This window comes from Arthrobacter sp. K41 (genome assembly GCF_059089645.1).
Genome location: NZ_JBNHEW010000009.1, coordinates 18373 through 38219 on the forward strand (window position 1 = coordinate 18373; position 19847 = coordinate 38219).

Annotated in this window: 16 protein-coding genes and 1 tRNA gene; 7 read left to right on the forward strand and 10 right to left on the reverse strand. The window is 65.1% G+C overall.

What is annotated here, in order from left to right; translation table 11 throughout:
- Positions 1 to 123 precede the first annotated feature (123 nt).
- Positions 124 to 1104, reverse strand: coding sequence for an ABC transporter substrate-binding protein (locus AC5RTE_RS16275; protein WP_494042416.1), 981 nt, complete (start codon positions 1102 to 1104; stop codon positions 124 to 126).
- Between the two features lie 254 nt (positions 1105 to 1358).
- Entirely contained in the window at positions 1359 to 2057 is a 699-nt protein-coding gene (locus AC5RTE_RS16280) for a type 1 glutamine amidotransferase domain-containing protein (RefSeq protein ID WP_494042417.1), read from the reverse strand.
- Between the two features lie 172 nt (positions 2058 to 2229).
- Here AC5RTE_RS16280 and AC5RTE_RS16285 point away from each other — a divergent pair, with 172 nt between their 5' ends.
- Positions 2230 to 3219: an LLM class flavin-dependent oxidoreductase gene (locus tag AC5RTE_RS16285; protein WP_494042418.1), complete on the forward strand. Its 990-nt coding sequence runs from the start codon at positions 2230 to 2232 to the stop codon at positions 3217 to 3219.
- A 1-nt stretch (position 3220) separates the two neighbouring features.
- Entirely contained in the window at positions 3221 to 4687 is a 1467-nt protein-coding gene (locus tag AC5RTE_RS16290; protein ID WP_494042419.1) for an MFS transporter, read from the forward strand.
- A 14-nt stretch (positions 4688 to 4701) separates the two neighbouring features.
- Here the strand turns inward: AC5RTE_RS16290 and AC5RTE_RS16295 are convergent, their stop codons facing one another.
- The 4 genes from AC5RTE_RS16295 to AC5RTE_RS16310 all read right to left on the reverse strand — a co-directional run bounded on the left by AC5RTE_RS16295 (position 4702) and on the right by AC5RTE_RS16310 (position 8275).
- A complete protein-coding gene (locus AC5RTE_RS16295) occupies positions 4702 to 5835 on the reverse strand; it encodes an FAD-dependent oxidoreductase (protein WP_494042420.1) in 1134 nt (377 codons plus the stop codon).
- A 10-nt stretch (positions 5836 to 5845) separates the two neighbouring features.
- A complete protein-coding gene (locus tag AC5RTE_RS16300) occupies positions 5846 to 6772 on the reverse strand; it encodes an AEC family transporter (protein WP_494042421.1) in 927 nt (308 codons plus the stop codon).
- Between the two features lie 67 nt (positions 6773 to 6839).
- Positions 6840 to 7265 (reverse strand): aspartate 1-decarboxylase, encoded by a 426-nt coding sequence (panD, locus tag AC5RTE_RS16305; RefSeq protein WP_494042422.1) that lies wholly within the window; start codon positions 7263 to 7265, stop codon positions 6840 to 6842.
- Positions 7266 to 7360: 95 nt separating this feature from the next.
- Entirely contained in the window at positions 7361 to 8275 is a 915-nt protein-coding gene (locus tag AC5RTE_RS16310; protein ID WP_494042423.1) for a LysR family transcriptional regulator, read from the reverse strand.
- 152 nt (positions 8276 to 8427) lie between these two features.
- Here AC5RTE_RS16310 and AC5RTE_RS16315 point away from each other — a divergent pair, with 152 nt between their 5' ends.
- Together AC5RTE_RS16315 and AC5RTE_RS16320 are read left to right on the forward strand one after the other, a co-directional pair.
- Positions 8428 to 9891: an amino acid permease gene (locus tag AC5RTE_RS16315; protein WP_494042424.1), complete on the forward strand. Its 1464-nt coding sequence runs from the start codon at positions 8428 to 8430 to the stop codon at positions 9889 to 9891.
- Positions 9892 to 10160: 269 nt separating this feature from the next.
- A complete protein-coding gene (locus tag AC5RTE_RS16320; RefSeq protein WP_494042425.1) occupies positions 10161 to 13664 on the forward strand; it encodes a proline dehydrogenase family protein in 3504 nt (1167 codons plus the stop codon).
- Positions 13665 to 13757: 93 nt separating this feature from the next.
- On the opposite strand, the gene AC5RTE_RS16325 is transcribed toward AC5RTE_RS16320, so the two are convergent.
- Together AC5RTE_RS16325 and AC5RTE_RS16330 are read right to left on the reverse strand one after the other, a co-directional pair.
- Positions 13758 to 14075: a hypothetical protein gene (locus AC5RTE_RS16325; protein WP_494042426.1), complete on the reverse strand. Its 318-nt coding sequence runs from the start codon at positions 14073 to 14075 to the stop codon at positions 13758 to 13760.
- A gap of 167 nt (positions 14076 to 14242) precedes the next feature.
- Positions 14243 to 15097, reverse strand: a complete 855-nt coding sequence (locus AC5RTE_RS16330; RefSeq protein WP_494042427.1) for a LysR family transcriptional regulator — start codon at positions 15095 to 15097, stop codon at positions 14243 to 14245.
- A 144-nt stretch (positions 15098 to 15241) separates the two neighbouring features.
- Here AC5RTE_RS16330 and AC5RTE_RS16335 point away from each other — a divergent pair, with 144 nt between their 5' ends.
- Complete coding sequence (locus AC5RTE_RS16335) at positions 15242 to 16627, forward strand: MFS transporter (RefSeq protein WP_494042428.1); 1386 nt, start codon at positions 15242 to 15244, stop codon at positions 16625 to 16627.
- A 1-nt stretch (position 16628) separates the two neighbouring features.
- Here the strand turns inward: AC5RTE_RS16335 and AC5RTE_RS16340 are convergent.
- A tRNA-Gly gene (locus tag AC5RTE_RS16340) sits at positions 16629 to 16702 on the reverse strand.
- Between the two features lie 233 nt (positions 16703 to 16935).
- On the opposite strand from AC5RTE_RS16340, the gene AC5RTE_RS16345 reads away from it, so the two are divergent.
- The gene (locus AC5RTE_RS16345; RefSeq protein ID WP_494042429.1) at positions 16936 to 17397 is read left to right on the forward strand and encodes an SRPBCC family protein; all 462 of its coding nucleotides are present in this window, start codon (positions 16936 to 16938) and stop codon (positions 17395 to 17397) included.
- Positions 17398 to 17401: 4 nt separating this feature from the next.
- Here the strand turns inward: AC5RTE_RS16345 and AC5RTE_RS16350 are convergent, their stop codons facing one another.
- Positions 17402 to 19138 (reverse strand): CAP domain-containing protein, encoded by a 1737-nt coding sequence (locus AC5RTE_RS16350; protein WP_494042430.1) that lies wholly within the window; start codon positions 19136 to 19138, stop codon positions 17402 to 17404.
- A gap of 128 nt (positions 19139 to 19266) precedes the next feature.
- Between AC5RTE_RS16350 and dcd the strand changes: the two genes are divergently transcribed.
- A complete protein-coding gene (gene dcd, locus AC5RTE_RS16355) occupies positions 19267 to 19842 on the forward strand; it encodes a dCTP deaminase (RefSeq protein ID WP_387547836.1) in 576 nt (191 codons plus the stop codon).
- Positions 19843 to 19847 lie beyond the last annotated feature (5 nt).

Here is a 19847-nt window from a genome sequence, read left to right on the forward strand (position 1 = left end):
GTGTGGCTGCTTCCCAGAATAGGCGCCCGGACCTGCCGGTCCTCCTGACGAATGGCGGGAAAGCAAAAGTGAAGAGTCCCCGCCTCGCTGAAGCAAGGCGGGGACTCACTCATCGGCAGGGTGTTACGTCTTGGGCAGCCCTGCCGGGTTCAGTTCGGACTTCTGGATGGCTTCCGAAGACAATCCCCAGCGCTCCAGGATCCTGGCGTAGGTGCCGTTCTCAATCAACTCGTTCAGGGCAGTCTGGGCAGCGACAGCCAGGCCGTTGTCCTTTTTGGTGGTGAAGGCAATCTCGGCCGTCAACGGCCAGCCGCCGTTGAGCGTGCCCACCTGCTTGCTCTTGCCGTCCTGGGCGGCCTTGTAGGCAGCACCGGCGTTGGGGCCGAACGTGAGGTCTGCGCGGCCGGACTGAAGGGCCAGCGTGGAGGCGGAGTCGTCGTCGTAATACTGGAACTCCACCGGCTTCAGGCCGTTCTTTTTGTTCTCCTCGTCCCAGCGCACCAGGATGGCTTCCTGGTTGGTGCCGGAGCCCACGATGATGCGCTTGCCGGCCACGTCCTTGGCTTCCTTGATCTCGCCGATGTCCGAATCGCTCTTGGCGTAGAAGCCCAGAAGATCGTTGCGGTAGGTGGCGAAGTCGAACTTCTCTTTACGGGCTTCGGTGACGGTCACGTTGGAGAGCACGGCCTCGTACTTGCCGGATTCGACGCCCAGCGGCCAGTCGGCCCACGCCACCGGAAGGGCCTCGACCTCCAGCCCCAGTGTCTCGCCCACTGCGTAGGCGATGTCCACTTCACTGCCGATGAGCGTTTTGTTGTCAGTGGCAAAAAGGCTCAACGGTGCCGTGCCGCCGGTGCTCACCACAGTGAGCTTGCCGTCGGCCTTGATGGCCTCGGGGACCAGCGCGGCGGCAGCGGGGTCAACCTCCACCTTGAAACGGTCCTGCTCGGGGGACAGGTTGAAAGACTTCCCCGCCGCCGTGGCGGAGGACGACGACGGTGCTGTCGCCGCCGTCGCGCCGGGATCTGCGCAGGCAGCGAGCCCCAGCAACGCGGTGATGGTGACGGCTGCAACGGTAGCGGGTTTCGCCTTTTTGATGGCCATTTTTCCTCCTTGGAGGTACGTGGTGGATGCAACGGACTGTGCTTGTTGCAGCCACTATCCGGCAGCCCGCGCAGGGGAATCAAAGGGCTTCGCAACCCGGAGATACAGGAAGTAACGGCCGTTCACCGGAGGACTGCGGCGGTCATATTCGGGGCTGCGTCTGCACCAAAACCAAGTGGTGCCAAATGATGTGCGCAGCAAAGAAGTGGCCCGGTCATCAGACCGGGCCACTTTGCTGTTTCAGCACCCTGGGATCAGCCCAGCGCGTTGATGACTTCCTTGGCCACGTCCTCGCTGGACTGCGGGTTCTGGCCGGTGACGAGGTTTCCGTCGCGGACTACGTTGGACGTCCAGGCTGCAGCGTTCTCGATAACCGCGCCCTTCTCCTTCAGAGCATCCTCCACCATCCACGGGGTGTTTTCGCCCGTGCCGCCGCCCAGTTCCTCCTCGTTGCTGAACACCGTGAGGCGACGCCCTGCGAAAACGAACGCGCCGTCGTCGTCCATGGCGCTCAGCAGTCCGGCGGGGCCGTGGCAGAAGGGCGCGATGATCTTGCCGTCCTTATCGGCCGCGGCCAGGAGCCTGCCGAGGTCCGCGTCCTTGTACAGGTCTGCCATGGGACCGTGGCCGCCGGGCATCACGACGGAGTCGTAGGGGGAAAGGTCGACGTCGGCCAGCACCAGCGGGTGCCCGAGCTCGGCATCGATGGACGCGAGGTAGTCCCGGAAGCCCTTCGCCCTGTCCTCGCCGCCCGCAGATTCGGCAGCCAGGCTCACCTGGTCAACGGTGGGCCGGGCACCACCGGGGGTTGCCAGGTGGACGGTATGTCCTGCATCAATCAACGTTTGGTGCGCAACCACCAGCTCCTCGGCCCAGTAGCCGGTAGGGTGCTCGCTGCCGTCCTTCATGGTGAGCGAGTCTGCTGCTGAAACAACCATCAAAATGTTGGCCACGGTGTTGCTCCTCTTTTGTGCGGGCTGATCACTAAGGTCGGCAACCTCGTAAGTGTGCTGAGTATTCCGTCACAGCCGAAATAAGACGGCCACCGCAGTGGTTATGCACGAAGTGCCCGCCCTGACCTGGCCGGCAAACTTCACGCAACGCTCTGAAAGGCCGGCACTCACCGTGACTCTTCCCCTCTCCATCCTTGACCTGGCAACCATCGGCAAAGGCCAGACGGCGGCGGAGAGTTTCGCGGGCAGCGTGGCCATGGCGCAAAGCGCCGAAAAGCTGGGATACCGGCGCGTCTGGTACGCCGAGCACCACAACATGTCCTCCATCGCCTCCTCCGCCACGAGCGTGCTGATCGCCCACGTCGCGGCGCACACGGAAAGCATCCGGCTTGGCGCCGGCGGCGTGATGCTGCCCAACCACTCCCCCCTGACCATCGCCGAGCAGTTCGGCACCCTGGAAACCCTGCACCCGGGCAGGATCGACCTTGGCCTCGGCCGCGCCCCCGGCAGCGACCAGAACACCATGCGCGCCCTGCGCCGGGACCCTATGTCGGCGGACAGCTTCCCCCAGGACGTGCTGGAACTCCAGGGGTACCTCACCGGACCCACCCGCATCCAAGGCGTCGAAGCCACCCCGGGCAAGGGCACAAACGTTCCGCTGTACATCCTGGGCTCCTCGCTGTTCGGCGCGCGCCTGGCCGCCCAGCTTGGCCTGCCGTACGCGTTTGCCTCCCATTTCGCCCCGAACGCGCTGCAGGATGCCGTGGCCATCTACCGCAGCGAATTCAAGCCTTCAGCCCAGCTGGATGCACCGCACGTCATCGCCGGCGTCAACGTAATTGCCGCCGATTCCGCCTCCGAGGCGCAGGCCATGTTGCGCGCCACCATGCGCGCGCGGGTTTCCCTGTTCTTCGGCGGCGGCCGCGAGTTCACCGACGACGAAGCTGACATGATCCTCGACTCCCCGCAGGGCCAGCACCTCTCGCAGATGATGACCTACTCAGCTGTGGGCACGCCCGACGTGGTGATGGATTACCTGGAAGGCTTTGGCAGGCACGCCGACGCCGACGAGCTCATCGTGGCGCACCAAAGCATGGGCACGGAGACCCGGCTGCGCTCGGTCGAGCTCCTGGCCGAAGCCGCCGGCCTGGCGAGGGTCTGACATGGCACCCGCCGCCGACGGCGTAGGGTTCCGCTCCAAACGCGGTCCCATTCTCATCGCCCTGATGCTGTCCACCGGACTGGTGGCCATCGACTCCACGATCGTGGCCACCGCGGTACCCTCAATCGTCCGTGACATCGGCGGATTCGAATCGTTCCCGTGGCTTTTCTCGGCATACCTGCTGGCCCAGGCAGTCTCCGTCCCCATTTACGGCAAGCTCTCGGACATAGTGGGGCGCAAGCCCATCATCTTGGCCGGAATCGGGCTCTTCCTGCTCGGCTCCATCCTCTGCGGAATCGCCTGGAGCATGCCCGCCCTGATCGCCTTCCGGGCGCTCCAGGGACTCGGTGCCGGAGCCGTGCTGCCGGTGTCCATCACCATCGCCGGGGACATCTACTCGGTCGAGGAACGGGCCAAGGTCCAGGGTTACCTGGCCAGTGTGTGGGCAGTTTCCTCAGTGGTAGGGCCCAGCCTCGGCGGCGTCTTCTCTTCCCTGGGGATCTGGCGAGGAATCTTCCTGGTCAACGTTCCGCTGTGCCTGCTGGCAGGGTGGATGCTGCTCCGGACCCTGCACGAGAACGTCGAACGTGCCAGGCACAAAGTGGATTACGCCGGCGCCGGCCTGTTGGCCGTGTCGCTTGGCCTGTTGATCCTTGGGGCACTTGAGAGCGGGCAGGGGTGGGATTGGACTTCCCCCATCAGCATCGGCATCTTTGCGGTAGGCGGAGTGCTGCTGGTCCTCTTTGTCCTGGTGGAGCGGCGTGCAGCCGAGCCGGTCCTGCCGTCCTGGGTGGTGTCGCGGCGCCTGCTGGGCACGACAGCGCTGGTGTCCTTCGGCGTCGGGGCGGTCATGATCGGACTGACCTCGTACGTGCCCACGTTCCTCGAAGGGGCACTGTCCTCCTCGCCCCTGATCGCCGGCCTGGCGCTCGCAGCGCTCACCCTCGGCTGGCCCATCAGCGCCTCGCAAGCCGGGCGTTTCTACCTCCGGCTTGGCTTCAAGCCCACTGCCTTGATCGGAATCGCCATCACCGTGCTGGGACTCCTGGTCCTGGCACTCACGGCTTCCACCCCCAACGTGGTGCTGGTCGCCGTCAGCTGCTTCATCGTCGGACTCGGCCTCGGGCTGGTCGCCACTCCCACCCTCATTTCCGCCCAATCCAGTGTGGAATGGAATGAACGGGGCGTGGTGACCAGCACCAACATGTTCGCCCGGTCCATCGGCAGCGCCCTCGGCGTGGCCGTGTTTGGTGCCATCGCGAATTCGGCCTACGCCAATACGGCAGGCGGTTCTGGTGACGCGCCTGCCGTCGTCGCCGCCTCAGGAGCCGTCTTCCTGGCCGCGCTGGCAGCGGGGATCCTGACCGTGGCGGCAGTGCTGGCAATGCCCGCGGTAAAGGCAGGCGAAGCCGGCCGGGCCGACACCGGATCCGTTGCCAGCGAGGCGGAGGGCAGCCCCCGGCGCTGAGGGCCGGCGTGAGGCTACCGGGAGGCGCGAAAAATCTCCGGGGCCGGCCGGGTGCCGGTGGCGAGGTCTGCAAGCATGCGGCCGACAACGGGAGTGAACTTGAACCCGTGCCCGGAGAACCCGGCGCCGATCACCAGGGGGCCGATCCGGTCCAGGATGAAGTCCTCGTCCGGAGTGGTGGTGTAGGTGCAGCTGATCGCCTCGAATGAGTCCGCGTCCACTCCGGGCAGCCACGTCCGGGCATAGTCCTGCAGGGCGGCGAGCTGGGCGGGCTCCGGCTGGAAAGAGCGCCGGTCAGGGTTCACCACCGGCCCAACGCCGTGCCAGCCGGCCTTGATGCCCTCGCCCGGCGTCTGCATTCCGTACACCGGCGAGTACCAGTTCCTGTATTGCGCACCAGTGCCGGGTGTGTGGTTGAAACCGGGCCAGACGGCCCCTTCGTCCAGCACCCGGAAGTGGGCCGGCTGCTCCTGTGTGACCCGCAGCTTCGGAATCCGCAGCCCCGCGCTTCCACGGGCGCCGGCCAGGAGCTTGTCGGTCCAGCCGCCGGCAGTAAGAACAACCTGGGCGGCGGTGGCCGCCTCGGTTCCGGACGGAGACTCGAAGACCAGACGGACGGCGTCGTCCATGATCTTCAGTTCCACCACTTTGGTGTGGTGGCGGATTTGGGCGCCCCGGGCTGCGGCGAGCCGCTGGAAGGCCGGCAGAGCAGCCTCCGGGTTGAGCTGGCCGCCGTCGGGCATATGGAGTGCCTGCCCGTCGAAGCGGATGCCGCGCCAGCGCTCGCCTGCTTCCTCCGGGGACAGGAACTCGGCCCGGATGCCCGCCTGATTCAATGCTTCGGCAACTTCCGGCAGCCGCGGGTCCGGGCCGTGGTTGACTATTCCCGTCCTGGCCAGCAGCTGTTGTCCGCTCTCCTGCTCCAGCTCGTCCCACAGGCTCAGGCCCTCGGCCAGCATGGCCACGTATTCCGGGCGGTGGTAGCCGGGGTTGAGGTTGCGGGTGCTGCCGTGCGAGGCCCCTATGCGGTGCCCTGGCCCGAACTGCTCCACCAGGGTTACCTGGCGGCCGCGGCGGGACAATGCCCAGGCGGCAGCCGAACCCATGGCTCCGCCACCGACCACTACGGTGTCCAGCATTGTTCCCATCAGTCTCCCATCACGTCAGCAGCAGCGCGACGGCGATCATCGCCGGGACGGCCACCACAGTTGTAATCAGCACGGTGTCCTTGGCTACGGTGAGGCCGGTTTTGTAACGGCTGGCAGCCACAAAAACATTCTGCGCGGTGGGCAGCGCGGACGTGACCACCACGGCGAACAGGATATGGCCTTCCAGCCCCAGCGCGAACCTGGCGAAGAGATACGCGAGGGCAGGCTGGACCGCCAGTTTGAAGGCGGAGGCCAGCAGGGTGTCCACCCGGCGGGCAGCGGAGGCCTGCAGCGGGCGGGTCCCGTTGAGGCTCATCCCAAAAGCGATGAGCATAGCCGGAATTGCGGCGCCGCCGATCAGGTGGATGGGCTCCATGACCAGCGGCGGAACCTGCCAGCCGGTGCCGGCCACCAGCAGGCCCAGCGCGGAGCCGACGATCATCGGGTTCTTGAGGATCATCACCAGGAAGCTCAGTGGCGTGGTGCGGTGGGAACTGGTGCTGGAATCCAGGATCATCAGGAACAGCGGCGTGAAGAAGGCGAGCTGGAAGATCAGCAGCGGTGCCACGTAGCTCGCGTCACCCAGGACGTAGACCGAGATGGGGATGCCCAGGTTGGCGGAGTTGACCAGCGAGGCCGCCATCGAGGACATCAGGGACTCGGAGAGCGGGCGTTTAAGCCAGAACCTGGCAATGGCGAAGAAAATGGCGGCGGTGGCGATGGCGGACACCGCCGCCACCAGCAGCGGAGCTGCGAAGACTTCGGCGAGGCGGGCCTTGCTCAGGGTTTCGAAGAGGAGCGCCGGGCTGGCCACAAAAAAGGTGAGGGAGCTCAGGACCTGCCGTGCATTGTCGCCCAGGATTTTCTGCCGGCCCACGAACCAGCCCACCAGGATGATGCACCAGACCACAAAGAAGCCGGCCAGGACACCTAGCAAGGGAGGACCCGCAGCGAATCAACCCACGGGGCGCAGCGGAGGCAGGTACCGGGACGCACGCTCCGGGTTAGAGCGCAGCGTTGTTAAGGGCAAACGGGGGGCGCAGCAGTCCGGGCGTCAGGCCCTCGGCGGGATCGTTGCCGAGCTGGACCACTTTGTTGTTGGCGTCCACGTGGACCACTTTGGGCTCGTAGGACTTCGCTTCCTCGGTGGTCATCTGGGCGTAGGTAATCAGGATGACAAGATCGTTTTCGTGCATCAGGTGCGCGGCGGCACCATTGATGCCGATGACGCCCGAACCGCGCTCGCCGGCGATGGTGTATGTCTCCAGCCGCGCGCCGTTGGTGATGTCCACAATCGAGACAAGTTCCCCGGGCAGGATGTCGGCAGCCTCGAGCAGGTCCAGGTCAACGGTGACCGAACCCACGTAGTGCAGGTCGGCATGCGTGACAGTGGCCCGGTGGATTTTGGACTTGAACATGGTTCGATTCATAACGGCTTCAGTCTAGCGCCGGGCGGCATTCCCGCGCAGTGACGCAGGGAACACCGGTCCTTCACTCCGCAACAGAAGAGTACGACGGCGGCTGGTTACCCGGCGTCGTGCCTTGCCACTGCAGCCGCAGCGGCAGCAAGGGTCTCCCGTGCGGCCAGGATCGCCGGACGCTGGGCGCTGGAGCGGCGGACGGAGGTGAAGATGGTGCGGTGCGGCTTTCCCGGAAGTTCCAGGAGCTCGGCGGTGGTGCCGCGGCCGGTCCACACCAGGTCCGGCATCAGGGCTACGGCGTTGCCGGATTCAATCAGGCGGATCTGCGCCTGCAGGTCCGCTGTTTCGTAACGGACGTCGGGCTCGAACCCGGCGCTGCGGCATGCCTGCTCCGCCCAGTGCCGTGACGCCGCGCCGCGCGGCTCCATAACCCAGGCAAGATCCGCGGTGTCGGCCAGTGAACGGATGGCCGGTCCGCCGTCGGAGTCCGCCGGAACTGCCAGCCTGATGGCGTCCGTGGTCAGCTTGATTCGGTCCAGCTCCGGATAGCGCGGTGCCGCGTGCCCCGGATACTGCTCTGCGATCACAAGGTCGAAGTCCCGCGCCCACGTTTCGTGCAGCGCGGTTTCCGGCTCGCGCTGGATCATCTCGATGCGGACCTCCGGGTACTCTTTGGCCATCCGGGTCAGCGTGTCGGGCATCAGGGCTAGGGCCGCCGACTGGAAAACCGCGATCCGCACCGTTCCGGTGACGGTGGTCAGGGAGGCGGCCAGGTCCGCCTCGGCCTGTTCCATGGTCTCCAGCAGGCTCGCCGTGTGCGCCACCAGCACTTCCGCCTGCGGCGTGAGCTGCACCCGCCGGCCGGTCTTCCGGAGCAGCTCCACGCCCACCTCCTTCTCCAGCAAGGCAAGCTGCTGCGATACCGACGACGGGCTGTACTGCAGTGCCTCCGCCACCTCCGCGAGCGTCCCCCGGATGCTTAGCTCGCGGAGCAGCCGGAGTCGGCGAACGTCGAGCATGGGGAATTCCTAACTGAAACTAACGAATATAGGTTAGAAGTAGCCACTTTATCTAATGCAAGCAGGCTTGCATACTGTTGGAACCGAGTTACCCCCGTCACAGCGCCTAAAGGCGTGCCGCGGCGGGGTCGCACCCCAAGCAGGAGTTCCTGATGAGCACTAGAGATATGAGCCAGTCGATCATGAGGCGCAAGCCCATTGACGACATTGAGGAAGAAAACAAACACAGTGGCCTCTTCAAGTCACTCGGGCTGTGGCAGCTTACGGCGATCGGCGTAGGCGGCATCATCGGCGTCGGCATCTTCTCCCTTGCGGGACTGGTGGCAGCAGGAAGCGAAAGCTCACCCGGGGTGGGGCCCGCCGTGTTGATTTCCTTCCTGGTGGCCGGCCTCGCTTCGGCGGCCGCCGCGCTGTCCTACGCAGAGTTCGCCGGCATGATCCCCCGGGCCGGCTCTGCCTACACCTACGGCTATGTTGCGCTGGGGGAGATCGTCGGCTGGTTCATCGGCTGGGACCTGCTGCTGGAATACATCGCCATCGTGGCCGTGGTGGCCATCGGTATCTCCGGCTACTTCGACGCCTTCCTCTCCGGAATCGGCATCAACATGCCCCTTTGGATGACGTCCACGGCTGATGAGGGCAGGGGCGGCGTTGTGAACATCCCCGCCATCGTGGTCTGCCTGCTGGTGACCTGGATCCTTTCCCGCGGCACCAAGGCGTTCGGCCGGTTCGAACTCGTGGCCGTTGCCATCAAGGTCCTCCTGATCCTTTTCATCATCGGACTGGGTGTCTTCTACATCGACACCAACAACTACAACCCGTTCATGCCCAGCGGCTTCGGTCCCGTCCTTGCCGGCGCGGCCACCGTTTTCTTCGCCGTGTTCGGCTACGACGCCATGAGCACCGCGGCGGAGGAAGCCACCGACGGCAAAAAGCACATGCCCAAGGCCATCATCCTCTCGCTGATCATTGCCATGCTGCTGTACGTGGCCGCCACTCTGGTGCTCACCGGAATGCAGAACTACAAGGACATCGACCCCACGGCCGGCTTCGCTTCAGCCTTCACCGGCGTTGGCCTGCCGGTCATTGCCACCATCATCTCGGTGTTCGCGGTCCTGTCCATCCTTACCGTGATGCTGACGTTCCTCCTGGGCGTTACCCGCGTCTGGTTCTCAATGAGCCGTGATGGCCTGCTGCCCGGCTGGTTCGCCAAGACGGACCGCCACGGCACCCCGCAGCGCGTCACCTGGATAGCCGGCGTCGCCTCTGCCCTGCTGGCCGGCGTATTCCCCATCAAGGCCGTCGCGGACCTCACCAACATCGGCATCCTCGCCGCGTTCGTCGTCGTCTGCTTCTCGGTGATCATATTCCGCTACAAGAAGCCGGACGCACCCCGGACCTTCCGCCTGCCACTCATGCCGGTTATCCCCGCGTTCGGTGTGTTGGCGTCGGCATTCCTGATGTTCCAACTGCACTGGGAAACCTGGGCGCGCTTCGGCGTCTGGCTCATCGTAGGCCTGGCCATCTACTTCTTCTACGGCCGCCGGAACTCGCTGATGAACCCCAACAGCCCGCGGCACGAGGAGATCGTGGAGATGCACCGCCCCCTGCGCTGACACCCTCTCTCACGTATCACCCGTTTTCCAGGGACGCTCTCTCACTTTTGACGCGTCCCGCGCGGACCCTCCCGCACTGTAGGTGCGGGAGGGTTCGGTGTTTTAAGTCAGTGGTAAGAGGGCATCTGATGAAGCTCCTCGCGCCGTTCATAACCATCATCTTTTCTAACCTGTAATGCTCAGGAAAGATCGCTTTATCTTATGTGAACCGAGGCTCATACTGGTGGGTAAGACCTCCTCGAACCACAGGAAAGAATGAGGAAAAAGCCATGACCCACGTAGCAATGGAGTCCGCAGTCGCCGCCGGAACAGTGCCGGCCGTCGACGTCGATGTGCCGCAGGCGAAGGCGCTTGCGAATGAAACCGTAGCGCTGGTCCGCCACTGGCTGACCGAGGCATCCAAAGTTCCCGTCGACGCTTCCGCACAGCAGCTCGCAGGCGTGCTGAAGGATCCCAACGGGCTTGAGTTCACCGTGGGGTTCGTGGACGGCGTGGTGCGCCCGGAAGACCTGAACGTGGCCGCACGCAACCTTGCAGCCCTGGCCCCGAAGGTTCCGGCCTTCCTGCCCTGGTACATGCGCCGCGCGGTCCAGTTGGGCGGAACCATGGCCCCGGTTATGCCGCAGGTTGTTATTCCCATTGCCCGCAAGGTCCTCCGCGAAATGGTGGGCCACCTCATTGTGGACGCCACGGACGCCAAGCTGGGCCCGGCCATCACCAAGATCCGCAAGGACGGCATCAAGCTCAACGTCAACCTCCTCGGTGAGGCCGTCCTCGGCGAGCACGAAGCGTCCCGCCGGCTCGAAGGCACGCACACCCTGCTGGCACGCCCCGACGTCGACTACGTCTCCATCAAGGTGTCCTCCACCGTCGCCCCGCACTCCGCCTGGGCCTTCGACGAGGCCGTGGAGCACGTCGTCGAGAAGCTTACGCCGCTGTTCCAGCGCGCCGCCTCCTTCGCCGGAAACGGAAAGAAAGCCAAGTTCATCAACCTGGACATGGAGGAGTACAAGGACCTGGATATGACCATCGCGGTCTTCACCAGGATTCTAGACAAGCCCGAGTTCAAGGACCTCGAAGCCGGAATCGTGCTTCAGGCCTACCTTCCCGACGCCCTCTCGGCCATGATCCGGCTCCAGGACTGGGCCGCCGAGCGCCGTGCCGCCGGTGGCGCCGCCATCAAGGTCCGCGTGGTCAAGGGCGCCAACCTGCCCATGGAGCAGGTGGAGGCCTCCCTGCACGACTGGCCGCTGGCCACGTGGGGCAGCAAGCAGGACTCCGACACCAGCTACAAGAGCGTCATCAACTACTCCCTGCACCCGGACCGCATCCAGAACATCCGGATCGGCGTGGCGGGCCATAACCTCTTCGACATCGCCTTCGCCTGGCTCCTGGCCAAGCAGCGCGGCGTTGAATCCGGCATCGAGTTCGAGATGCTGCTGGGCATGGCCCAAGGCCAGGCTGAAGCCGTCAAAAAGGATGTCGGTTCGCTGCTGCTCTACACACCCGTGGTGCACCCGGCCGAGTTCGACGTCGCCATCGCCTACCTGATCCGCCGCCTCGAAGAGGGCGCGAGCCAGGACAACTTCATGTCGGCCGTCTTTGAGCTGAGCGAAAACGAGGTCCTGTTCGAGCGGGAGAAACAGCGCTTCCTCGCCTCACTCTCGGCACTGGACAACACGGTTCCCCCGGCGAACCGGCAGCAGAACCGCAGCCTGCCGCCGGTCCCGATGCCCCACCAGGGTTTCGAGAACACCCCGGACACTGATCCCTCGCTCCCCGCCAACCGCAGCTGGGGCCGTGCCATCCTGGAACGCGTTCCGTCCTCCACCCTGGGCAACGCTTCCGTCGCGGCCGCTTCAGTCAAGGACGAGGCAACCCTGAACTCGGTAATTGCAACTGCCGTGGAGAAGGGCAAAGCCTGGGGTGCACTCTCCGGGGACGAGCGGGCCGAGATTCTGCACCGCGCCGGCGACGTCCTGGAGGCCCGCCGCGCCGACCTGCTCGAGGTTATGGCCAGCGAGACCGGCAAGACCATCGACCAGGGTGACCCCGAGGTCAGCGAAGCTGTGGATTTTGCCCACTACTACGCCGAGTCCGCCCGCAAGCTGGACAAGGTCGACGGCGCCACGTTCATCCCGGCGAAGCTCACCGTGGTCACGCCGCCGTGGAATTTCCCGGTCGCCATTCCGGCCGGGTCCACCCTCGCGGCACTTGCCGCCGGCTCCGCCGTCGTCATCAAGCCCGCGAAGCAGGCCGCACGCAGCGGCGCCGTGATGGTCGAGGCACTGTGGGAAGCAGGCGTGCCGAAGGACGTCCTCACCATGGTGCAGCTGGGTGAGCGGGAACTCGGCAAGCAGCTGATCTCACACCCGGCGGTTGACCGCGTGATCCTCACCGGCGGCTACGAGACCGCGGAGCTGTTCCGCTCCTTCCGCCAGGACCTGCCCCTCCTGGCCGAAACCAGCGGCAAAAACGCCATCATCGTCACCCCGAGTGCGGACTTGGACCTTGCCGCCAAGGACGTTGCCTACTCTGCGTTCGGCCACGCCGGCCAGAAGTGCTCCGCCGCCTCACTGGTGATCCTCGTTGGTTCGGTTGCCAAGTCGAAGAGGTTCCACAACCAGCTGATCGACGCCGTCACCTCCCTGAAGGTGGGCTACCCCGAGGATCCCACCAGCCAGATGGGCCCCATCATCGAGCCCGCCAACGGAAAGCTCCTCAATGCCCTCACCACCCTCGGCGAAGGCGAAAACTGGGCAGTGGAACCCCAGAAGCTGGATGACACCGGCCGGCTCTGGAGCCCCGGCGTGCGGTACGGCGTCAAGCGCGGTTCCTACTTCCACCTGACCGAGTTCTTCGGCCCGGTACTGGGCGTGATGACCGCCGAGACGCTGGAAGAGGCCATCGCGATCCAAAACCAGATCGAGTACGGCCTCACCGCCGGCCTGCACTCCCTGAACTCCGAGGAGCTGGGCATCTGGCTGGAGAACATCCAGGCCGGTAACCTCTACGTCAACCGTGGCATCACCGGCGCCATCGTGCAACGCCAGCCGTTCGGCGGCTGGAAGAAGTCCGCCGTTGGTGCAGGAACCAAAGCAGGCGGGCCCAATTACCTGGCCGGCCTGGGCGACTGGACGTCCGCCCGCAGTACCGCGGATGCCACGACCAGCCACCCCGGTGTCCGGCGGATCGTCAACGCCGCCGGTTCCGACCTGCAACCTGCCGAGCTTGAATCCGTCCAGCGGGCCCTGGCCTCGGACGCGCAGGCCTGGGCGGAGGAGTTCGGTACGGCGAAGGACGTTTCCGGCCTCAGCGCCGAGCGCAACATCTTCCGGTACCGCAGCCTGCCCGTGACGGTCCGGCTGTCCGAAGGAGCGCCGCTCGCGCACCTTGTCCGGACCGTAGCAGCAGGCGTGCTGGCCGGTTCGGAGCTGACGGTGTCCACCGCCGTCGAGCTTCCCGCCCAGCTGCGTCCGGTCCTCACTGCGCTGGACGTTGACGTCAAGGTTGAGTCCGACGGCGAATGGCTGGCTACAGCTGGCCGGCTCGCTTCTGCCGGGAAGCTCTCGGGGGCACGCATCCGCCTGATTGGCGGAGACTCTGCGGCCATGGCAAAGGCTACGGGTGGACGTCCTGACCTCGCTGTCTACGCACACCCGGTCACCGAGGCGGGCCGCGTTGAACTGCTGCCGTTCCTGCACGAGCAGGCTGTCAGCATCACTGCGCACCGCTTTGGCACGCCGAACCACCTTTCGGACACCCTGATCTAGCACCGCTCGTTGCAGGGGAAAACAGAAGGCCGGGTGGCCACCTTCACGGTGGCCACCCGGCCTTCTGTTGTTGCTTACTTGGTTGGCGGTCCGTCAGCCCAGGTACCAACCTGGCGGCGACCAGCTCACCGGGACGCTGTGGGCGGAGAACTCCTCACACCGGGTGCAGGTGTAGGCGGCTTCACCCAGGGTGGCGACGGAACCGTCGCGCCGGTATGTCGGCGGAATGTAAGACTCGAGGTAAACGAATTCGTCGGTGCGGCAGTTGTCGCAAGTGGGCTTGCCCACGTATCCGGAGTCAGTGGTGGCCAGACCGGAACCGAGGTTGGAACGGCGGGTAGCTGGCGGCCGCGCAGTGTTATGCGGGCGGACATGTGCTGAGCTGTAATGGGTGTTCTTGGCTGTCGTCATTGGCTGCCTGTCCCGGGTGCGGACCCTGGTGTGCGGGACGCACTCGTGTTGAAGAACTGGCCAGCTGCTTGACCATGGGAAAACCAGCATAGGTTATGCAACGTTCCGGCATCAATGGAGAACGGGCTGTCTTCCCCCCTCCGGCGCGCGGGTGTTGTCCGTGGTTTTCAGGCCGGCCGATTGATGGTCCGCCCCACTATGGACTGCGTCAGCGCGTCGATCACTTCGGAGTTGGCCAAGGGGTTGCGGATCAGGGTGAAGTCCACATCGCCCACTGCGGGCAGGTCAAAGCGCCGGGTGATGATCTTCAGGTCCTCGGGGACGAGGGAGGACGGCATAACCGCGACCCCGATGCCGGCCCGGACGGCAGCCAGGACGCCGCTGATCTGGCGCGTAGTGCACGTAATCCGCCACGTCCTGCCGTGGGATTCCAGCGCATCGATGGCGAGCTTCCGGCTCAGGCTCGGTGAGGGGTAGGCGATCAGCGGGACGGGCGCGCCGGGTTCCAGCACTGTCTGTTCCTGGCCCACCCAGGAGAAGGAGTCATGCTGGACAACTGTGCCATCCTTGGCGCCGGCCACCCACTTTACGAACACCAGGTCCAACTGCCCTGCGTTGAGCTTCCGGTAGAGCTGGTCACTCTGACCGACCGTAAGCTCCAGGTTGATCTGCGGATAGATCTGGCGGAATTCACGGAGGATGCGCGGCAGCCCGGTGATGGCCAGGTCGTCAGCGGTGCCGAACCGCAGCCGTCCACGCATGGCCGAGCCGGAGAAGTAACGTGCTGCGGCGTCATGGGCGGAGAGGATGTTCCGTGCGAACCCGGCCATCGCATCACCGTTGTCTGTCAGCCGCACGTCCCGGGTGTCCCTGGTGATCAGCACCCGCTTTGCGGCGGTTTCAAGCTTGCGCACGTGCTGGCTGATGGTGGGCTGGGCCAGCCCCAGCCGTTCCGCCGCCTTGGTGAAGCTGAGGGTTTCGGCCACCGCCAGGAAGGAGCGCAACTGGGCTGGTTCGAACACTTTAAACTCCCGGCGGCGAGAAGCGGACAACTCTGTCATTGCGTTTTGCAATACGAGTTATAGGGACGATACGTCCCCATAATCGGGTGCCCCAAGCCTAGCGTTAAGCGCATCCCGGACCCACCGCAATTTGAGGACACTCCTGTGGCACCCCCACCGCCGTCATCGGCAACCGTCACCCAGCCCGTTATCGACTCCGCCGGCTCCGCCCCGCCGGGCCACCAGACCCAGCCCCTCGCCGTCGTCCCTGAACGCCTTCCGTGGAAGCACACCTTCATCTCCCTGCGTGTTCCCAACTTCCGTATCTTTGCCATCGGGCACTTCATCGCGGTCATCGCCATCTGGATGCAGCGCATCGCCCAGGACTGGATGGTCCTGCAGCTTTCCGGCTCCGTGACGGCCGTGGGAATCACCGTGGCGCTGCAGTTCCTGCCCTCCCTGCTGCTGGGACCCTGGGGCGGCATGGTGGCGGACCGGTTTTCGAAACGGAAGATCCTGATCCTGTGCCAGAGCATGGCCGCGCTGCTCGCAGGGGCGCTCGCGGTTCTCGCGCTGACCGGTGCTGTCGAGGTCTGGCACGTATACGTCATCGCCCTGGTCCTCGGCCTGGTCACCGTGCTGGACCAGCCGGCCCGGCAGGTGTTCGTCAACGAACTGGTTGGTCCGAAGTACCTGCGCAATGCGATCAGCGTCAACTCCACCACCTTCCAGCTGGGCGGCCTTATTGGTCCTGCCCTCGCCGGATGGCTGCTGACGGCAGTTGGGGCAGGGTGGGCATTCGCCGGCAACGCCGTAGCTTGCTGTACAACAGTTGTGATGCTCCTGATCCTGCGGAAGGACCGCCTGTTCGTCAGTGCCCCTGCCCCTAAGAGCAAAGGCATGCTCCGTGAGGGGCTCCGCTATGCACTCAGTAAACCGACTATCTACTGGCCGTGGCTGATGGCCGGGTTCATTGCGGTTTTTGCCATGAGCCTGCCGGTAGTGCTGGCGGCTTTTGCCGATCACGTGTTCGACGTCGGCGCGGGAGGCTATGGGCTGCTGAACGCCCTCGTGGCGCTCGGGGCGCTGACAGGAGCAGTGGCGTCCACCCGGCGCCGGCAGCTGAGGCTGCGTTCGGTAGTGTTCTGCGCCGGCATGTACGGCGTCATGCTTTGCCTAGCGGCCTTCGCGCCGTCGATGCCCGTGTTCGGAGCAGTGATGGTGCTCTCCGGATTCTGGTGCCTGATGTTCCTCACCGGGTCCAACCAGCTCGTCCAGGTAAGCTCAAACATGGGCATCAGGGGCCGGGTCATGAGCCTGTACATCATGGTGCTGATCGGCGGACAGGCGATCGGCGGCCCGATGCTCGGCTGGCTCTCGGAGCACGCCAGCCCGCACCTGGCCCTGCTCGTGGCCGGAGGAGTTCCGGCCCTCGCCGCCCTGACAGTAGCCGTCGTCCTGGCCCGAAAGGGCTCGCTGATGCTGAGGGTTGATTTGAAGGACCGGCGCCGGCCTGTGCATATCACCCGGCGGGCTGCAGCCGGAGACTGATTGGAGCGGCTGACGGGAATCGAACCCGCGTATCAAGCTTGGGAAGCTAGCGCTCTACCATTGAGCTACAGCCGCATCGCCCCGTTTCAGGGGCAGAACATAGCTTAGCGCAGAAGTAGCGGGCAGCCGCCCAAGCCGCGGGGAGGGGCCGGCCGTGTCCGGTCACTGGCCGTCATCCAGTAACTCTTCAGTAACGTACCGTGTCCTGGCTAGGCGGGGGCGGGGGAGCGCGGGCTAACCTGTTCCGGGTAGCTGCGGTGCCGGGGGGTGCAGCTGCCGCAGGCAGACGTCAACCATGAAAGATCCCGATGGCATTCGCAGAGCATGAGGTCCTCATCCAGCGCGACGCCATGGCTGTGTACCAGTACCTGCTCGACGCGACAAACCTTCCCGCATGGCGCGAGTCGGTCCGCAGCGTCAAGCTGCACAAGGGTTCCGCCGGAACCAAAGGCGCTGTGTACCGGAAGATGGTGGCAGGACGGTCCGGGCTGAGCATTCCGGCGGACCTGGAAATTACCGAAGCCAGGCCAGGGGCCGAAATCCAGTTCCGGGTAACCTCAGGCCTGGGACAGCGCGTGGGCGGTTACTACCTCAGCACCGAGGCATCGGGGACCCGCGTCCGTTTCGCCCTCGAATTCTGGCCCGAGGGCCGGTTCGGTTTCCTGCACAGGCTTGGGTTCCTGAGCCGCATGGCCCAGCGGAATCTCAGCTCGGAGGTGGCCCAGCTGGAGCGCCTCGAGGACGTCATGGAGCTCCAGCCGGCCCTTTAGGCTCCTACTGCGCCAGCCGCTGCCCCGCCCAGGGGCCAGCGATGTTCGACGGCGACAGGAGACTTCCTGAGCTCAGGTCCCAGAACTGCACTACGTCCGAGGCCCTGCGCAGGGACAGGCCGGTGGAGTTCAGGCCGGTGACCTCCCGCAGCGCCCGGATGCCCGTGACATCGCCCCAGCCCGTGGCCACGGTGGCCCTCGCCTCGGCACGCAGGGCGGTGGTGCCCCAGCCGCGGTGGAGCTGCACTGATCCATCAGTCCGCAGCGCCAGGACATCCTGGAACCCGTCGGCGTCGTAATCCACCATGGACAGCTTCCTCGCTGCGCCGATGTTGCCGATCGGCGCACGTTGCGAAAGGTCCCCCAGCCCCTTATTCGGATACAGGTAGAGGCCGCCGCCGGAGTCCAGGGCAAGGAGTTGGGGCATCCGGTTGTTGGCGCACCAGCCACCCACTGCCAGGGTGAGGGTTTCCCAGCCGCCACTTCCAAGGGTCACGGACGGCTGGAAGCCACCGCTCTGTATACCGCGATGAAGGGTAAGAGTGCCGCTGTTCCATTGCGTCAGGAGGTCGTAAGCGCCGTCGCGGTCCCAGTCGGTGGTGAAAACTTCCTTGGCACCGGCGAAGCCCGACCCAACCACCTTCGGCGCGGAATAGGTGCGTACACCGGTGACAGTACGGGCGAGCAGCTGGCCTGCTGAGTCCACAGTCACCAAATCGCCGGGCCCCTTGATGGCTGCGGCAGAGAGGTCAAGGGTTGGCGGCATGTGCCTGACCGGAGCGTCGCACACGGTTGGCGCCGGTGGCGGGAAAGCCCCGCCGGGCCCTGTGCCGCCCGACCCCGTCCCGCCGGGCGAGTTGACGGTGCCTGCCGGCAGTGTGGTGTAACCAAAAAAGTTCACCACGCCCCAAATCTGATACGTGCGGTCCGTGTAGCTGATCCCGGCACCCATGACGTTGAAGCGCGGATCAATCAGCATGGCGTTGTGGCCGGGGGAACCCTTCCACCACTCCACCAGCTGGGCGGCGTCACGGTCGGTGCGGATGGCAATGACTTCACCGGCGCCGTTGTTGGGATTCATCGCCCGGGGGTCGGTCCAAAAATTAGCCCGGTGCTCGATAACTTCACGCGAGGCAATGTTGTCGGACCAGTCCTGCGCCAACCCTGCCACCGTGGGGTGGTACTTCACCGGGTTCAAGCCCTTGGATGCACGGTATTCATTGATTCTGTTGAACACGGTCAAAACAGCTGCCGCGTTGCTGTCCGGGACCAGGGCCTCCGTAGAGGGCAGGGCGGAGGCGGCAGCAGATTCAGGGGCTGCCTGGCGCTGGGACGGCGCAGCCAATTCCTCGTCCGGAGCCCAAAGCGGCGGGATGGACGGGACTTCGGGGGCCGGTGCCACCGGAGCAGGGGTGGCGGCCGGTGCAGGTGCCGGCATGGCTTCTACGGGGGGAACCTCAGCAGCCGGCTCCGGCACCGTGCCCGCCACTGCGGCCGGTGATGTCGAACGAACGTCCGGTTCCACGGCGGGGGTGAGTGTGGACGCGGCCGTGCTGTCATTCGGGGAAGTTCCACCGCCGTCGTGCAGGCCGGCGGGACCCAGGATGACACTGCGGGGACCGGCGGTTGCCGCCTGGCTTGCCGCAAGCGGCAAGGGGGTTGTACCCGCAGACGAGGAAACCAGCGCCAACGCGCAAACCACGCCAATGAAGGAGGGCGCGACAAATCTATTCACAAACATCCCCAGCTCTGTTGGGCCATCCGGGAGACCATCCGGCGCCTGAATCACTGAGGCAACACTAGCCCCATAGGACTACTTGAACAACGAAAGAATGCAGGTGGGGATAACCAGTACGGTAATTTGGGACGGTGCTGATCTCTGACCGCGATATTCGTGCCGAAATAGACTCCCAGCGGATCGTGCTGGAACCCTACGATCCTGCGATGGTGCAGCCGTCGTCGGTGGATGTCCGGATCGACAAATTCTTCCGTCTGTTCGACAACCACAAGTACGCGCACATTGACCCGGCAGAGGAGCAGCCCGAGCTCACGCGCCTCGTGGAAGTGGAGCAGGACGAACCCTTCATCCTGCACCCGGGCGAGTTCGTCCTTGGCTCCACCTATGAAACCGTTACGCTCCCTGACGACATCGCTGCCCGGCTGGAAGGCAAGTCCTCCCTGGGCCGGCTGGGGCTGCTGACGCACTCCACCGCAGGCTTTATCGACCCCGGCTTCTCAGGCCATGTCACCCTGGAACTTTCGAACATGGCAACGCTGCCCATCAAGCTGTGGCCGGGCATGAAGATCGGCCAGTTGTGCTTCTTCCGGCTCACGTCCGCGGCCGCCTACCCCTACGGGCAGGGCGACTACGGCAACCGCTACCAGGGCCAGCGCGGGCCTACAGCCAGCCGCAGCCACCTGAACTTCCACCGCACGTCAATTTAGGCGGC

Coding starts and splice junctions, on each gene's coding strand:
- AC5RTE_RS16320 (WP_494042425.1), top strand. CDS start 10,161: ATGACCCACGTAGCAATGGAGTCCGCAGTCGCCGCCGGAACAGTGCCG.
- panD (WP_494042422.1), bottom strand. CDS start 7,265: ATGAATCGAACCATGTTCAAGTCCAAAATCCACCGGGCCACTGTCACG.
- AC5RTE_RS16290 (WP_494042419.1), top strand. CDS start 3,221: ATGGCACCCGCCGCCGACGGCGTAGGGTTCCGCTCCAAACGCGGTCCC.
- AC5RTE_RS16295 (WP_494042420.1), bottom strand. CDS start 5,835: ATGGGAACAATGCTGGACACCGTAGTGGTCGGTGGCGGAGCCATGGGT.
- AC5RTE_RS16325 (WP_494042426.1), bottom strand. CDS start 14,075: ATGACGACAGCCAAGAACACCCATTACAGCTCAGCACATGTCCGCCCG.
- AC5RTE_RS16310 (WP_494042423.1), bottom strand. CDS start 8,275: ATGCTCGACGTTCGCCGACTCCGGCTGCTCCGCGAGCTAAGCATCCGG.
- AC5RTE_RS16350 (WP_494042430.1), bottom strand. CDS start 19,138: ATGTTTGTGAATAGATTTGTCGCGCCCTCCTTCATTGGCGTGGTTTGC.
- AC5RTE_RS16345 (WP_494042429.1), top strand. CDS start 16,936: ATGGCATTCGCAGAGCATGAGGTCCTCATCCAGCGCGACGCCATGGCT.
- AC5RTE_RS16275 (WP_494042416.1), bottom strand. CDS start 1,104: ATGGCCATCAAAAAGGCGAAACCCGCTACCGTTGCAGCCGTCACCATC.
- AC5RTE_RS16315 (WP_494042424.1), top strand. CDS start 8,428: ATGAGCACTAGAGATATGAGCCAGTCGATCATGAGGCGCAAGCCCATT.